We start from the raw sequence: 15270 nt of genomic DNA on the forward strand, positions 1-15270 counted from the left end.
CACCGGTGCGCGCGGCGCCACGCGCACCGCGTGCCGATATCAGCCCACGATCAGCGGCGTGCCGACCGACAGGCGGTTCGGATCGCGTGACACCGACGGATTGAGCTGCAGGATCTCGTTGAACGCGCGCGTATCCTGCTCGCCGCGCGTCATCGCCTGCTGATCGGCGCGCGACACGTGCGCGGCGTCGAGCAGCGACTGGCGATGCTGGTCGGCGATGACCCACAGCGAATCGCCGGCGACGACGATGTAGGGCTGCGGCGACGCGGACGGTTGCGCGGTCGACGGCGTGGCGCTCGCCGACGGCGCAGCCGGCGCGGCCGGCGACGTACCGGGCGATGCAGTTGCCGAAGCGCTGGGTGCAGTACTTGCCGAAGCGCTTGCCGAAGGACTGGCCGAAGCGCTGGGCGACGCGCCGGGCGCGAGATTCGATTGCGACGAATTCGACTGATTCGACGAACCGGACCCGGAGCCGAAGAACGTCGTCCACAGACCTTCGATCAGCTTGTACGCGAACGCGCCGACCGGAATCAGCACGACGGCCGTCGGAATCTTCTTGATCAGCGGCGTCGCGTTCGGGAAATGCGTGTTCAGACGCCCGCCGAGCAGCAGCGCGGTGGATACGCCGGTCGCGATCGCGAGGTCGTAATGGCCGCCGCTCCACTGCACGCCGGTGCCGAGGCCGCCGTACGCGACGGCCATGAAGTCGCTCGCCGAATCGGTGAAGCGCACGATGCGGCTGCGCTTGTCGGCATTCACGCGGTGCGCGCCGATCGTGTAGACGAGCCCCGCATACGTGGCGCCGAACGCACCGCTCGCGATGGCGGCCGAGCCGTAGGCGAGATCGAACGCCCCGTGCGCGTGCACGACGCCGCTGATGCCGACCGCGAGCGTCGCGGTCGACGTGATCGCGGCGCCCGCGCGGCCCGCGATCCCGAACAGGTGACGCGGGTTGCCGGTGTGGAGCTGCTGCAGCGACGTGCCGCCGACGGTGCCCTGCATCTGCGCGAGCACGTCCGCGGCGAGCGCCTTGATGTGGGTGGTCGCGTCGTCGAAACTCATCAGCCCGACGCGGTTCAGTTCGACATACTGCGCGGCCAGCGTCCGCGCTTCGTTCGAGATCTGCTCGAGCTGGGCGCGCCGGTTCTGGCCGTAATCGTGCGCGCCCGACCGCAACTGCCGCGACAGCGTCACTTCGAGCCGCGTGAGCACCGCCTGCGCGGCCTTCGGGTCGCCGGCCTGCAGGCTGCGCACCGCACCCTGGTGCATGACCTGGAACACGCGGCCCAGACGCGCGCCCAGCAGGAACGACGACGTCGCGCTGCCCAGCATGTCCTGCCGCAGCACGTGCGTCGCGCCGAGCGTATCGGCGATCACGAGCGCACCCGCACCGGTGACGAGCGAGCTGAAGCCGATCGACTTCCACAGCTCCGCCTTGCGGAACGACGGCCGATGCACGCGCAGCGCATTGATCTGCGCGAGCGCCTGCAATTCCTCGATCATCTTGGCCTGCTTCGGGTTCGCCGCGATCTGCCGGCCGACGCTGATCGGCTTCGACGGATCGTTCTTCAGCGCTTCGCGCTCGACCACCGATTGCCAGTACGCGCGACTGTCGGCCAGCGGCCCCGCGGGATCGGCGGTCGACACGACGGTGCCGCGTGCCGGCGCGCGGCCGCCGGCTTCCGCGAGCCAGCGTTCGCCGAAACGGCGGGCGAGCTTTTCGGTGCGCGTGGCGGGCGGATGATCGGCCGACGCCCACTGCGTCATCGCATGCTCGATCGTCGCCTTGCGCGCCTGGTTGACGAGCGCGGTCGTATTGCGTTCGTACAGTTCGCTGCGCAGCGTCGCGAGCGCGTCGTCGGACAGGCCTTTCGACTTGCCGATGCGCGCGATCTCCGCGAACAGCACCTGCTGCTGGTTCGCGAACGCCTCGGGGCTCACCGGTTCGAAGACGCGCGTGAGCGCATCGGCGCCGTGCAGCCGCGCGAACTTGCCGTGACGGTCGGTCTGGTAATAGTCGACGATCCGCTCCGCCAGCGCTCGCGTCAGGTCCTGGTTCGCGATGAAGTCGGCGCCGTGCGTGCCGTACGACAGCCCGACGTGCAGCCAGTCGATCGCCTTGCGGTCGAGCAGCGCATCGAGCAGTTCGACGTGGCCGGCGCCCGGTACCGGTTCGAGCACGGCGTCCCAGCCGTGAAAGCTCAGCATCACGTTCGGCGCGGGCTCGCCGGCGTGATCGTGCGACCACGTCTCGAACGACGTCATGAGCCGCGTGTACTCGGCATAGCTGTCGTTGGTGCCGGCGATCGTACGGCGGTCGTCCGCGGAGACGAGCGGGCGGCCCGACGCCGCTTCGAGACGAAGCTGGAAGCCATGGCGCGACGCCGCGGTGAGCCATTGGTGCAGATGCGCGATGTCGTCGAGCTCGAGCGTGCGCGTGGTGCCGTCCGGCGCCTCGCGCGTGATCGTCGCGTCGGCCTCGTTGTAGCGCGCGCCGATCGGGGAGCCGAACTGGCGCGCGCGCCGGATGAACGCCGGATCGTGCTTGCCGCCGCGTGCGGCCGCGAGCGTGTGCGGATCGACCGGAATCGACACCACCGGCATCGCGCCGCCGTATTGCTCGACGTAGCGCACCGCGAGCGCGGGATCGTCGCGCAGGTTGAACGCACGCGCCATCGGCGCGACGCGGTCCTGGATCTCGGCCGGCGCGCGCACGAACGCCTGGATCGCGCGCTTGTCGATCATGCGTGCCGCGCTGTGGCGCGTGGCGTACGCCTGCATCCACTTCACGAAGCGGTTGTGATCGCCGCCCGGATCGGCGACCGGTCCGCGCGACGGCATGCTCGACACCTCACGCGCGAGGCCGATGGGGATGCCGAGCGCTTTCAGCATCGGTGCGTCGGCCAGGATCGTCTGCGGTTCGTCGGTCAGTGCGAGGCCGCCGGCATCGGGCTGGTTCCTGCGTGCGGTGACCGCCTTCACGCGGTCGATCGTCGGGAACCAGTCGGCCACCTTCGCGGCGCCGTAGCGCATCACCCATTCCGCGACCGTGCTCGAACCCAGGCTCGGCTGGTAGGGCCGCAGCGTCAGCGGCTTGGCCGCCGGCGTTTTCGGCGGCTTCGGCGCGGCCGGCGCGTTCGACGCGTTTGCCGCATTCGCGGCGCGGCGGTTGCGCCGGCCGCGCTTGCCGCGCAGCGCATTGCGCACCCGGCCGGCGGCGCCGGTGGGGCCGCCGGCCGCCGGTTGCGCGACTTGCTGGGCCGCGGCGAGGTCGGCCTGCGCGGCTTTCACGCGATCGATCTGGCCGGCGATCTGCGTGCGGATCCAGCGCGTCGCGAGGTCGAACTTCTGCGGCAGCGCATCGAAATACGACTTCTCGTCGAGCAGCTGCGTGAGTCGTTGCGCGAGCGCGGCTTTCTGCGTGGCGGTCGCGCGCGGATCGAACGCATCGGGCGCGAGCGTCGACAGCAGGAAGTGCTGGTTCGCGCCGAACGGGCCGCGCCCGAGCGGCATCTCGTCGAGCGGGCGGCCCGCGTCCGGGCGGTCGCGCAATTGCTCGGCGTCGTCGTACCAGCGCGCGTTGCCGTCGTGGATCGCGATGATGCCGCGGCGCGTATGCAGCGATTCGGCAACCGGATGATCGGTCTCGTACACGTACACGTAGTGATCGCCGCGCAGCGCCTTCAGCTCCAGCGCGCGCATCAGGTGCAGCGTGTTCGCGCCGCTGAAGTCGATCGCGAGCTGCTCGCTGTCGGGGACGAGCTTCGGCGGCAGGAACGGACTGTCGGCGCCCTCGATCTCGGCGATCTTGCGGCGCACGCCGGGGTCGGCTTTCGCGAGGCCGCGCTGCACGCGCGTGCCGAGTTTCTGCATCGGCGGCTTCTCGTCGCCGAGCGCCTTGCGCATCTCCGCCGGCGCGAAGCCGCCGTAGCGCTCGACCGTGTCGTGCGTGACGTCCGTCACGACGAATCGCACGCCGCGCCGGCCGCCGGACAGGTTGCGCGCGCGCCGGCGGAATGCGGCGCCGAGATCGCGCGGCGCGATCGTCGCGTCGCCGAGCGAGGTCGACTCGTGATAGGTCCAGTCGTGCGCGGCATTGCGCGTCGCGTAGCCGAGCACCTTGCCGGTTTCCTTGTCGACCGCGTAAAGCGTCGCGCCGTCGCCGGCCGCTTTCGCCGCCTGTTTCGGCCGGCGAAAGCGCGGCGCGTCGGCGAGCGACTGCAGCGTCGTGACGACGTCCGCGTCGGGCGTCGCGGCCGCCTGTTCGGCTTCCCAGGTGCGGCCGTCGCTGCGCGCGGTGATCCGCGCGGCGCCGCCGTATTCGCGCAATTCCGCGAGCGGCACGGGCGATACATAGAAATCGACGTCCGCGCGTTCCGCATTGCCGTTGTCCTTCAGCGCGCGATAGACCGCGTCCGGGATCGACACGGCCGGATCGGCGGACGCCTTGTCGACGAACGTCCCGTGCTCGTCGGTGCGCATGCTCGCGACGAATTTCGGCTGCGCATGGCGCGCGTCGACCGAGGGGGCCGGCCGCGCTTCATGCTCGGCGATCAGCACGTGCGCATTGGTGCCGAACGCCTCCTTCATCTGCTGGAGCGACGCGAGTTGCGAACCGTCGATGCGGATCAGGTCGCGCTTGCCGTGCGAGGCGAGGTGATCGAGCGCATGCTGGCGGCGCGCGGCGTCCGCGGTCGCCGCGGGCACCGGCGCGTTCGACGCCGGCTGCGGCGCGGGCGCCGGCATCTCGCGCGGCATGCCGAGCGCGTGCATCGCGTCGGCCTGGCTCGCGTAGTACGCACGATAGGTCGCGTGGCCCGGCACGGACGGCGCGACGTCGCCGAAGGCGGCCGCGAGCCGGCGCAGCCCGGCTTCGTCGCCGGGCATCACGTGGTCGGCTTCGCGTGCGATCGCCTCGGGCAGGCGGGCGTCCCTGGCGATGTCGATGCCGGCATCGTCGAGGATTTCGCGGCGCACCGCGAACGCGTTCGCCTGCGCGCGGGCTTCGGCCATCAGCGCACTGTTGGTCAGCGCCTCCGGCGACGAACGGTCGAGCGCGAGGCGGCGCGTGATCGTCTCGACCGCGTGCTGCGCTTCGTGCGCGAGCGTGTAGACGAGCGTGCCGGCGCCGTAGAACTGCCCGTCGAGCACGATCCGCTGTTTCGCGGTATCGATCCGGCTGCCGCGCCCGGGCCGGCCCACCACGACTTTCCAGCCGGCCTCGCCGGCCAGCGCGACCTGCTGGCGCAACAGGCTCGAGCGGTCGACCAGCGCATGGGTGGCCTTCGGCAGCGGCGCGCCGCCGAACCGCATCCGGACGCGCGTGATGACGGACGGCTTCTGCACGAACGCGTCGGGCGGCAAGTGCTCGGTGATGCCCGGATGCGCGAGCTCGATCGCGCCGCGCGCGATGCCGTCCTCGAGCATCACGCGCAGCGTGCCGATCTCGCGGACGATGCCTTCCACGTTCAGCTTCGGCGCATCGGTCATGACCGTCGACGGGTCGCTCAGGTAGAAGTCGCCGTGCGCGTCGAACACGCCTTCGAAGTCGTAGTACAGGCGGTGCTGCGCGGTGATGTCGCGCGCGCGGTCGAGCTGCGCGAATGCGTCGCGGGTGACGCGCGACGGCAGCATGCCGGCCATCACGTCGTGGCTGCTCAGCGACGCGAACGGCGCGTACATCACGGCCACGCGATCGAATGCCGCGAACGGGCCGCCGACCGTGAGCGTGCGCAGCCCGTGCGCGCGCAGCGCGGCGAGGCCTTCCTGTTCGAGGCGGATCGATTCGATGTGGCCGAGAATCGCGCGATTGTCCGTGCCCTCGTAGAGCCCGATCGCATTGCGGCGGCCCAGCTCGAACACGGTCTTCTCGATGCCGGCGCCGGTCGCCGCGCCGGTGAAGCGCTCGACCGGCACGCGTGCGGCCGGATCGCCGCTCGCGTGGACGCCGTTGCCGTCGACGTCGAGCGCGCCCAGGTCCGGGCGCTGATGCGGCGCCGGATCGTAGCGCAGCCACGCGTTCGTATGGCTGAGCCGCGCCTCGGCGCCGAGCCCGACCGCGATCGTCGGCGGCGCGTAGACGGGGCGCTGCCAGACGTTCGCGAGCCAGGCGGCGGCGTCGCGGCCGTTGCGTGCCGACAGAATCACCGACGAGCCGGGCAGGCCGAGCACCGAGCGGTGCGCGAGCGTGACCTCGACCGGCGTGTACGGCCGGCCGTCCGGATCGACGAGGCGGCCTTGCGCGTCGGTGACGCCATGCACGATCACGATGCGACCATCGCGGTCGTAGGACAGCGGGCCCGAGCGGTCGAGCGTCAGCGCGTCGACGCCGGCGACCGGCTTGCCGTCGAATGGCGAGGCCTTCACCGGACGTGCGCGCGACCATGCGGTTTCTTCGGCGAGCGTCGCGGCCGTCTCGCGCGGCGCCGGCATCGTGACGCCGGTGCGCTGCGCGGCCTGCGCATGGCGCCGATACAGCTCGCCGTAGGTCACGCCGCCATCGAGCGACGTCGGGCTGTGTTCGAACGCGTCGGCGAGGCGCGCGAGCGAGGCGGCGTCGCCGGCCTGCGCGCGGCCGTATTCGTTGGCGATCGCGTCGGGCAGCGCGACGTGGCGGCCGATGTCGATGCCGAGGTTCGCGCGGATCTCGTCGCGTACCTCGAATGCGTTGACCTGCGCGCGCGCCTCAGCGAGCAGCGCGCTGCGCACGTAGCGCTGCGTCGAGCCGTAGTCGAGCCCGAGCGTGCCGGTCGCGGCCTCGAGCGCATGGCGGGCCTCGTGCGCGAGCACGTAGACCATCGATCCGGTCGACTGCAGGCCGCCGTCGATCGTGACGCGCCGCCGTCGCGTGTCGATCTTGCTGCCACCGCCCGGCTTGCCGCGCACGACTTTCCAGCCTGCGTCGGCGCCGAGCCGAAGCTGCTGCGACAGCAGGCTCGATGCGTCGATCAGCCGGTACGCTTCCTTCGGCAGCGGGGCGCCGCCGAAGCGCATCCGCACGCGCGTGATGACCGACGGCTTCTGCACGAACGCATCGGGCGGCGGCGTTTCGGCGAGCCGCGGATGCGCGAGTTCGACGTGGCCGCGCTCGAGGCCCTGCGTCAGCGCGCGCTGGATCACCGCGAGCCGCTGCAGCGCGGTGAAGTGCTCGCCCGCGTCCATGCCGATCGCACCGGGGTCGCTCAGCAGGAAATCGCCGCCGCGCGTGAACAGGCCTTGCAGGTCGAAGCCGATGCCGGTGCGTTCGACGACTTCGCGAATCTGCCGGATGTGCTCGAGCGCCGCGCGCGACACCACGCGCGGCAGCGCGCCCGTCTCGAAGCCGAAGCTGTGAAACACGCCGAGCGGCCGGTACAGCACGGCGACGCGATTCAGCGCGGAGAACGGACCGTCCATCGTCACGGTCTTCAGGCCGTACGACGCGAGATCGTCGAGCGCGATGCTCTCGTCGATCGCCGCCTCGATCTGGCGGGCTTCCGACGTATGCGGGCCGTTGTCGTAAACCGCGAGCGCGGCATCGTGGCCGAGCGCGAAAACGGTTTTCTCGGCGCCGGCGCCGAGCAGCTCGCCGACGTGACGCTCGACGTCGATCCGCACCGCCGGATTGCTTTCGAGGTGCACGCCTTCGGCGTCGGCCGCCAGGTGCCCGAGATCGTGCGGCGCCGCGGGCGCCGGGTCGTAGCGGCGGAACACGCCGGTGTCGAGCAGCGCCGCGCGTTCGCCGACCGCGTGCGGGGGCGGCGCATACACCGGCCGCTGCCACAGATTCGCGAGCCCGGCCGCCGCCGCCTCGCCGCCGTGCTTCGCGGACAGCACGATCGAATAGCCGTCCTTGACCAGGAACGACGGCGCCTGGTCGAGCGCGTATTCATGCACGCCGGCCGGCCGCCCGCCCGCGAGCAGCGTGCCGTCCGGCAACGTGTCGGCGTGCAGCATCAGCACGCCTTCGTCCTCCAGCATCGTGAAGTGGCGGCTGCGCGCGGCCTGCAGGTCGGCCGCCGCGGGCACCGGCCCGTCGCCGAACGGCGATGCATATTCCGCATGCGCGCGGCTCCATGCCACGCGTTCGTCGAAGCTGCGCACGCCGTGAGGCACATCGCCCGTCTCGTGCGTCTGCGGCGCGGGCATCCGGCGCGGGATGCCGCCGCGGCGCTTCTGGCGTGACCACACGTCGTCGTAGAAGTCGCGGTAGGTCTCGCCGTCGCGGCCCGACACGGGCGCATCCGCGAATGCGTCGACGAGGCGTCCGACCGTGCCCGCATAGTCGTGCGTCGGCGCGCGCCACGCGGCGCCTTCGCGCTCGATCGCATCCGGCAGGCGCACGTGCGCGGCAATGTCGCCGCCGCCCGCGAGCTCGATTTCGTAGCGTGCCTCGAACGCGTTGATCTGCGCGCGCGCCTCGGCTTCGAGCGCCTTGCGCGTGAAGCGGCTGCGGTTGCCGTAGTCGAGGTTCAGCACGCCGGCCATCGCCTCGACCGCATGGCGCGCTTCGTGCGCGAGCGTATAGGTGATGCTGCCCGGATGCTGGAGCGCGCCGTCGATTGTCACGCGGCGCTTGCGCGGGTCGATGCGGCTGCCGCCGCCGCGCTTGCCGAGCGTCACGCGCCAGCCGGCGTCCTGCAGCATGCGCAGTTGCGTGGCGAGCGTGCCCGACTGCATCGCGAGCGCCTGCGCGGCTTCGGGCAGCGCCGCGCCGCCGAAGCGCATCTGCATCCGCGTGACCCAGCCCGGCTTCGATGCGCTGGCGTCGGGCGGGGCGGTCTCGGTCGTTTCAGGGTGCGCGGCGGCGAGGCCGATGTCGTCGTTCGCCGCGGTGCGACGTTCGCCGCCCGTCAGGGCGCGGGCGGCCCGGCCGTCCGCGTCGTCGAGCGCGCGTGCGCCGCGGTCGGCGGCGGCCGTTTCGCGTTCCGCGATCCGCTCGGGCGCGCCGGCGCGTTCCGGCTTGACGAGCACGAGCACGCGGTTCGGCGCGCTGAACACGCCATCGAGCGCATTGACCGGCTCGGGCGGCGCGGCCGTACGCGGCATCGCCGGTTCGTTCGGGCCGCGTTTGCCGGCCAGCACGATCACCGTGTCGTCGGCAGCCGCGCGTGGCGCGGCCGGCGGCGCTTCGTCGGGCGCGATGCCGGCCGGCAGGCCGGTTTCATGGGCCGCCGTGACCGTCTCCGGCGCGGGATCGAAGCGCAGCACGCGCGCGCCCGCGCGCAGCTGGCCGTCCGCACCGAATGCGTCGGGCGCGGCTGCATAGACGGGCTTCTGCCAGCGGTTCGCGAGCTCGGGCGCAAGCGCCGCGTCGTGTTCGCCGGCGACGACGATCACCGGTTCCTCGAGATCCTGCGGGCGCGGCGACGACGGCCGCGCACCCGGCGCGTCGGGTGTCGCGCCGCCGCGCACCACGTAGACCGTGCGATCGCCGATTTCCATCGGCTCGGCGCTCGGCCCGCGCGGCACGGCGATGCCGGCCGGATCGGACGTCGCCGCGCGCGTGACGGGCGCGGCGTCCGTCAGATCGACGACCTTCGCGTCGACGCGCGGCGGCGTGCCGTCCGGCTTCGCGCGCGTGCCCGGGCCGGCCGGCTCGTCGGCCGCGACCGGCCGCCAGCGCATCGATTGCGTGTCGGCGCTACGCCGGTCGGTGCTCGCGCTCGTGCTGCGTTCGGCATCGGTTTCGTCGCGCTGCTGCTGCACGCGCGCGTGCTCCTCGCTGGTGCGGCGCGTGCTGCGCGCGTCGGCGGACACGCTCGCGGCTTCGCCTTCGGCCGCCGTCTGCGCGAGCCGGCGCGGCGCCTGCGCGCCGGCGACCGTCTGCCGGTAGGCGTCGCTCGCCTGGTCGAGCACGTGTTGCAGCACGTCGAGCGGCGTCTTCGCGACGATCTTCGGCGTCACGCTCATCTCGCCGTCGGGGCCGAACGACATGCGCTCGCCGGTGCCGGTCACGTCGTCGACGCGCGTGCCATTGGTCCAGGCCTTCGGCGACACCGAGACGACGGACAGCGTGCCGTCCTCGCCGAGCACCACCGATTTGCCCGGCGGCAGGCGCTTCGCCGATGCGCGGTCGAGCACGCGAATCGGCGTGTTGTCGTAGGTCAGCACCTTGTCGCCCACGCGCAGCGTGCCGTCCGGCGACACCTTGACGGCTTCGCCGTCGAGCGTCACGCGCGTGCGGCCGGCCGCGAGCGACGCCGCGTCGCCGCTGTTGAGCATCCGGCCGATCGTCTGGCTGTCGACGCTGACGGTCTTGCCGTCGGCCCCGCGGATCGGCACCGGCTGGCCGATGCGCGTGCGCACCGACGTCACCGCGCGTTCCTTGAGGCCGCCGGCGGCCATCAACGCGACGTTGGTGATCCCGGACTTGAGCTGCTCGCCGGCCGCCTTCTTGTCGCCCGTGACGAAATAGTCGTAGCCGGCTTCGCCGAACGCCTCGACCGCGCCGCCCACGCCCGTCACGACCGCGGTGGTCCGCGCGCCGGTGGCGAGCACCGACGCGACTTTCGGCGTGCGCGTGAGCGCCGTGACCGCGCGCGTGAACAGCTTGCTGCCCGCGAGCTTCGCGGCGCCCGCCGCGCCCATCGGCACGAGGTTGATGAAGTCGGCCCGTGCGCCAGCGTCGGTAAACGGATTGAGACTGCGCCCGTGGTCGGCGCGGTTGGCCAGGTCGAGGCCGGCGCTCGTCATCGTCGCGCCGATCGCCGTGTACATCATCCCCGCGCCGAGGATGTTCAGCGGCACGCCGACGATCGCGCCGATGCCGGTGCCGTCGAGCAGCGTGCCGAGGCCTTCGAGCGCCATCCCGCCGACCATCATGCCGATGTTCAGGCCCGTGCTCGTGAGCGTGTTCAGAAAACTGTCGAAGCCGCTTTCGTGATGCGCGGCCTTCGATACCAGTTGCAGCGTGCCGTCGGCGTTGTGGCCGGTCGCGATGTCGACGGTGCCGTCCGTCGACAGCTCGTTGTTGTCGATGTAATCGTTGATGTCGTCGTAGTTGCTCGCCGTCTCGTCGACGTACTGCGTGCCGTCCTTGCCGCTGACCTTGAACAGCGCGCTGGTGGTCATGCCGGCATCCTTGGCCGCGTAGACCATCGGCAACACGCTGACCTGCGTCGTCGCGCCGCCGCCGATCGACAGCAGCTTGTCGCGCACGCTGTCGATCGTCTTCAGCTTGTCCTTGTCGGTGTAGCGCGCGACGTCGTCCTTCGTCGGCGATACGGGATCCGAACCATCGCCCGACGCTGCGTCGTTCCGGACGTCGGGCTGCATGCCGAGCGCGACGCCGATCAGGTTGCGCTGCTCGTTGTCGGTCAGCTTGCCGAACGCGATCGTGCCGCCGTTGTTCGTGCTCGCGCTGGCCGCGTCGAGCAGCGAGTTCGACAACTCGCCGCGATGCGCTTCGTAGAAATCGTGCAGCGCCTTCTTGTAGTCGTTCTCGGCGTCCGAACCGGGCGCCGCATCGCGCAGCCGTTCGTCGAGGCCGGCGTCGAACCCGTCCATCAGCACCTGCTGGTGCGACGTTTCGCTCAGCAGCTGCAGGCGCTGTACCGCGTTGTCGGCCTGCGTGACGGCCGCTTTCGCCTTGTCGAGCTCGACCTGATACAGGTTCGGACGCGGCGCCGACGGCGCCGGGATCATGTCGTCGCCCGCGACGGTGCGAAACCGCATCGGCGGCGGATTCGCGGCGGCCCAGTCGTCGTACTTTTTCTGCACCGACTCGAGCGTGCTCTTCGCCTGCGTCTGCTTGATGCGCGCCTGCGACAGCGCGAGCTGGGTCGCGCGCTCGTTGACCGAATCCGACATCCGGCTGTCGGCCGCGCGGATCGCGCCCGCGACGGTCTGCATGCGCTTCACGTCGAGCATCGTCGGGCCGGCCTGCGCGGCGGACGGGCCCGACGACTGCGGCAGCAGGAACGGGCGGTCGAGCAGCGGCGACGCGGGCAGCGACGATGCGCCATTGGACCCGGGCAACGTCGGCGAGGCCTGCGGCGATGCGCTCGGCAGCGTCGGCGTGCCGGTGGGGGCGGCCGACGTCGCCGTCGACAACGACGATGCGGGCAGGCCAGGCAGGCCGTTCGCGGTCGACAGCGACGGCGTCAGCAGCGGCGACTGGAGCGTGGGTTTCGTGAAGATCGATTGCGCGTTCACCCGCGCCTTGATCTGCGACGCCTGATCGTCGTACTGCTGCGCGAGCGTCGCGCCGTACGCGACGACGAAGCCGTCGTGCGCGATGCTCGCCTGCTGCTTCGCCTGATCGAGCTTCGCATACGCATCGCCGAGGTCCAGATCGACCTGCGGATCCTTGATCATCGCGTGCGGATTGTCCTTGTGCCACGCGTTGGATGCGTCCAGCTTCTTCGTATAGTCGGCCTGCAGCGTGTCGACCTGCCGCTGCGCGGACAGCATCTGCAGATAGCCGCCGCTCGTGTTCGCGGCCGTCTGCGCGCGGGCGAGTGAGGTCTTCGCGTCCGACACTGCGTTCGCGACGATCACCGTCGGTCCTTCCTTGCCGCTGGCCGAATCGTAGCGCTGCTGCGCGTTCGTGAGCGCCAGGCTGTCGTTGGCCGCGCCGTACGCGGCGTTCGCGTAGTTCGCATCCTTCGCGGCGGACGTGACGGCCTGCTGCGCGGCATCCTGCGAAGCGGGCGCATCGGGCATCGTGACCTGCAGCTCCAGCGGCTGCAGCGCATCGTTCAGCCGCCCGACGCCCGCATCGAGCGCGGCCTTGTAGTCCGGATCGGCGAGGTACGACTGGAACTGCGTATACGCGAGGTTGGAATTCGCGACGTCCGCGAAGTATTTCGACGCACCCACGGCCGCCTTCGCGCTCGCGGTCTGCCAATTGTCGTAGAGCCGGATCTGTAGCGGGTTCTTGCAGTCGCCCGGTTGCGGCACCCAGTTCGGATCGTTCGCATGATCGGGGAAGGCGTCGAGCAGCGTCTTGAACTGCTGGTCGGCCGCGTGCTGCGCGTCGCCGGGGTCGGTCACCTTGCCGGAATCGTCGATCTTCATCCCGGCCGGCATGTCGGCGTTCGCCTGTTCGCCGTACAGGATCATGTAGCCGGCGTCGGTCGTCACGTTCAGCTCGCGCTGCGCGGTGTCGGCCGTCGTGCGCGCCTTCGCGTAGTCGGCCTGCGCGGTCTTGCGGTCGTCGGCCGTCGACTCGGGATCGCGGTTGACCAGATGCAGCGCGTTCTGCGCGCCTTGCAGCGTCTGCGACGCGTTGTCGTACTTCGTCTGCGCGTCCTGGATCGCTTTCTGTACCGCGCGCGTCTTGTCGTTCTCGACGGTGATGTCGGGCGGCGGCGCCGTATATTGCGCGGCCATGTTCTGGATCAGCGACGTCGCGGACTGGATCTCGGCGTTGGTCGGCTTCGACGGATCGGTGGCCAGCGACGCGGTGACGGGAATCGGCGGCGCGGCGCTCGGGTTCGCGGGCCCGGCGGCCGGATCGTCCTTCTTCGGCGGCGGAGGCGGCGGGGGCGGCGGCGCAACGACCGGATTCAGCGTTTCCGACAGGAAGCGCTGCCAGTTGACACCCAGTCCCAATCCGTCGATCAACAGCATGCTCGTCTCCGTTGAGCCGCGCGATGCGCGGCACGCGCGGCGCCCTGCACGCCGCGACGTGATCGTTCGAGTGTACGGACGCGCCCGCTGGCGGGAGTGCCGCTGTTTCGTAGCGGCAGGAAGCGGCCGGCGCCCCGGCGTCGCGCGGGCTACGAGATGCACGCGGCGTGCGGCAGCCATGCCGCGCGTCGTCGTTCGGACCCCTGAAAGCGGCGCGGGCGCGCCCGCCCGGTGCCGCGCGCGATCATGGGGTTACTGATCGAGACACCGCACGCAGAGCCGCTTCGCCTGGTTCGCCGGCAGCCCGCGGCACATCATCACGACCGGGCGCGCATGGCACGACGGTGCGTCGGCGGAAGCGGCCGGCAACGGCAGCCTGCGCGCGCGATCGGGCGGCGTGGTTGCGGCCGCATCCATGCGTCGCTGCCGCGCCGGCGGCGGCACGTCGCGCACGACGGGAATCGGTTCGACGCCGCCTTCGCGCGCATTGCGCTGCGCGCTCGCGACGACGCGGCTCACGTAGCCGCTCGAGAAGCCGGTCGTGAAGTTGCCGCTGTAGTAGCACGACAGCGCCGCGCGCAACGCGGCCTGGGTCGCGCGGCCGGTGCCCGATGAGCGCGCGAAGCATTCGGTCAGGATCGCGCCGCCGGCCCGCAGGTTGCGGCACGGCTCGAACATCGTCGCTTCGTCGAGCCCGTATTTCGCGAAATTGCGTTCGTTGACCTGCGCGAGGCCGACGCTGTAGCTGAAACCGCGCGACGACAGTTCGCGCGCGGTCGCGCGCGCCTCGTCGAGCGATGCGGGCTGGCGTGTCAGGTGGCCGCCGACCACGCCGATCGCATACGGATTGAAGCCCGACTCGGTGCGCACGAGCGCGGCGAGCGTCGCGGGATCGACGTTCGGCGCGCAGGCGTGCGCGAGTTGCGCGAAGCCCGCGCCGCTGCCGGCTGCATGCGCGACGTCGTGCTGTCCGCACGCGAGCACGAGCGCGACGAGCGCGGCAACGCACGCGGCGGCGGTTCGCAGGGCATGCGCGCGCATCATCCGGCCCCGGCGACCCGATACGACAGCACGAGCCCGTGCACGAGCAGCGACCAGCCGTCGAGCGCGACGAACAGGAGCAGCTTGAACGGCACCGAGATCGTCGTCGGCGAGATCATCTGCATCCCTAACGCCAGCAGGATGTTCGCGACCAGCAGGTCGACGACGATGAACACGATGTAGATCACGAAGCCGATCTGGAACGCCTTCGTCAGCTCGGCGAGCGTGAAGCTCGGCACCAGCACGAGCAGGTCGTCGTCCTTGATGCCGTCCGCGCGATGCTTCGGCCACACCGACGTCGCGGTGCGTACGAAGAATTCGCGATCGCGCTGGCGCGTATGCGACACGAGGAAATCCTTGATCGGCGGCAGCGCGGCATCGGCGAGCGCGCCGATGTCCGACGTCGACAACTGTCCCGACGCATCGAAGTGGCGCGCCTGCAGCGCATCGCGGATCGCCATCCCGACCGGCGCCATGATGAACAGCGACAGGATCAGCGCGATGCCGTTCAGCACGAGGTTCGGCGGCACCTGCTGGATGCCGAGCGCGGAGCGCAGCAGGCCGAGCACGACCACCAGCTTCGTATAGCTCGTCACCATCAGCGCCGCGAACGGCGCGATGCCGAGCGCGGCGATCACCGCGATCAGCGCGACCGGATTCGGCAGGTTGCCCATC

At 71.1% G+C, this 15270-nt stretch carries 3 protein-coding genes; all 3 read right to left on the minus strand.

All coding sequences use genetic code 11. The annotated features are described in order from the left end of the window. Positions 1–39 precede the first annotated feature (39 nt). The 3 genes from HWX14_RS10330 to sctR all read right to left on the minus strand — a co-directional run bounded on the left by HWX14_RS10330 (position 40) and on the right by sctR (position 15269). Positions 40–13554 carry an LWXIA domain-containing protein gene (locus HWX14_RS10330; protein WP_175882629.1) on the minus strand — a complete coding sequence of 4505 codons (13515 nt, stop codon included), beginning with the start codon at positions 13552–13554 and terminating at the stop codon, positions 40–42. Positions 13555–13806: 252 nt separating this feature from the next. Further along, a complete protein-coding gene (locus HWX14_RS10335; RefSeq protein ID WP_175882630.1) occupies positions 13807–14595 on the minus strand; it encodes a lytic transglycosylase domain-containing protein in 789 nt (262 codons plus the stop codon). Next, the gene (gene sctR / locus HWX14_RS10340; protein ID WP_175882631.1) at positions 14595–15269 is read right to left on the minus strand and encodes a type III secretion system export apparatus subunit SctR; all 675 of its coding nucleotides are present in this window, start codon (positions 15267–15269) and stop codon (positions 14595–14597) included. Before sctR ends, HWX14_RS10335 begins: the two co-directional genes overlap by 1 nt. Position 15270 lies beyond the last annotated feature (1 nt).

The sequence above is a fragment of the Burkholderia sp. BCC0044 genome (assembly GCF_902832955.1).
Lineage (GTDB): Bacteria > Pseudomonadota > Gammaproteobacteria > Burkholderiales > Burkholderiaceae > Burkholderia.